Origin of the sequence: Candidatus Methanocrinis alkalitolerans (assembly GCF_029167205.1) — an archaeon.
Taxonomy (GTDB): domain Archaea; phylum Halobacteriota; class Methanosarcinia; order Methanotrichales; family Methanotrichaceae; genus Methanocrinis; species Methanocrinis alkalitolerans.
In genome coordinates this window covers 1-1,779 of record NZ_JARFPL010000081.1, presented here as the reverse complement: position 1 = coordinate 1,779, position 1,779 = coordinate 1, and the positions used below count along the sequence as shown (strand labels likewise).

The following is a 1,779-nucleotide window of genomic DNA, read 5'->3' as shown; positions in this document are numbered from 1 at the left end:
GAGCTGGAAAAAATTAAGATCATGGTCTTGCCGAATGGAGAGAAGATGGCCACTGAGATATCCAAAAAACAGCGCGAAATCCTGGATGCTCTTCATATGTGTGCCTAAACGCTGGGGAGGTCAGGCTATAATAAGCAAATGACTCTGTATTTTGCCCACTTCAACTTCTGCAGAGGGCATGGTTCCCTCATAACTCTGGATTTTTTGGGGCGGAAAAGAAAAAACTGCCCCGCGAAGGAATGTGGCTTGACAGACCACAACTGGTCGCTGAGAGATCTGTTGACTTACCCTTATCACAGAATATCAACCATTTGAAGATGCACCACCCGTATTTAAGCATTTATCATAAAAGGGGAGGGGCTCTACATCCTCTGACTGAAGACCGGGGTTTTACGCCCCTCTCCGCTCCCCAATACCTATAAATCAGTATCTTACGACCTCATCAAACTCCTCCGGGTCCATGTACCGGGGGGTGTAGGTAATCCCCATATCTTCCAGGTCCGTGACGTAAGACCGCAGGTGCTTTCTTGAGCCTGCCAGCAAGCCCTCAAAGACGACCCTCACATCTTCGTTGGTCGAAACTTCCAGCTCCTTCTCCAGGTCGACTATGCTGATCTCCTCGAAGGCGGCCGCCACTTTTAGAGCATCCTCCTGGGACCGCATCCCCTCATCGAGAAGATCGTTGTAAAGATCGATGAGGGTCTGATTCCTGAAGGCCCCCGCCTCCTCTCCCACAGGAAGATCCACCCCGTACTTATCCGCCAGCATCTTCGCCTGGTCCATATGGCTCTGCTCAGATCTGGCGAGATCGAGGAAGATGGTGAGCCTCGTCTCCCGGTATAGCTCGTTATAGAGGTCCCGGGCCACCTTCTCCTCCTCCCATATGAAATGGATAGCCTCTTCCTCTATCGGGGTAAGAGTCGCGACTGCCGCCCCTCCCGTCGGATCCCCGACGAGTTCGTCATCCGATACCATAGTGAGAACCCCCTCACCATAGGCCACATTGTGCTTCAGATATCTCGAGTCCGAGTCCGCCATCGCCCAGATAATGGAGACGCTTTCGCCAGGCACCAGGACCTTGTCGAACTCGTCACCGGTGTCGAGCTTTCTCTTGAACTCTATGATAGTTTCGCCGACCGCCTCAGAGCCTCCATATTCCAGGATGTCGTAGCTTCCGCCGAGGAAGGTGTCGTCTTCATGGGGGCCATAGCGGCCTGTAGAATATAGGTCCAGGACGATGACCTCCCCGTCCTCTACAGTCCCCATGATCATGTCAGAGTCCTTCATCCACTCCAACGGATCGAAGCCTATCGAGATCCAGCCTTCGGTATCTCCTTTAAGAGCCATGTAGAGATGCTCCTGATCGTTCCTCCAGGATATCTCCATCCTCCCTCCCGAATAGCCTGACCTTGAAGGGGCCACCAAGACCATCGACCTAGCGTATTCGTTCTCACCTATAATCCCGTCAGCCTTCCATTCTTCAGTCGCAGCTTTCTCCGAGATCATCGGCTCCACCGGGGGCTCGATACATCCCGATAAGACGAGCAAAAACCCGATCAAGAGCATTTTATAGGCCAACTTCATCAAGAACACCACCTTCTATTAGCTTATTTATCGGATATCAATATGTCGAAAAAGATCTCAATTCAATTCATTGGTCATCGGTTAAGAGAAGAATCGCGATGAGGCAGCGATCTCGGTAGCAAGTACGGTGAGATTGGCTTGGTCAAAAAGGCTACAGCAAGTCAGTCTTGAAATCGGATCAAATCTAGATGACGC

General features: G+C 51.4%; 1 protein-coding gene. It reads right to left on the bottom strand.

Going from position 1 to position 1,779, the window contains the following annotated elements; genetic code table 11:
- Nucleotides 1-423 precede the first annotated feature (423 nt).
- Nucleotides 424-1,584, bottom strand: a complete 1,161-nt coding sequence (locus P0O24_RS12415) for a DUF2202 domain-containing protein (RefSeq protein WP_316970064.1) — start codon at nt 1,582-1,584, stop codon at nt 424-426.
- Nucleotides 1,585-1,779 lie beyond the last annotated feature (195 nt).

Excerpts from the sequence above, each read along its gene's own strand:
- P0O24_RS12415 (WP_316970064.1), bottom strand. The coding sequence starts at position 1,584 with ATGAAGTTGGCCTATAAAATGCTCTTGATCGGGTTTTTGCTCGTCTTA.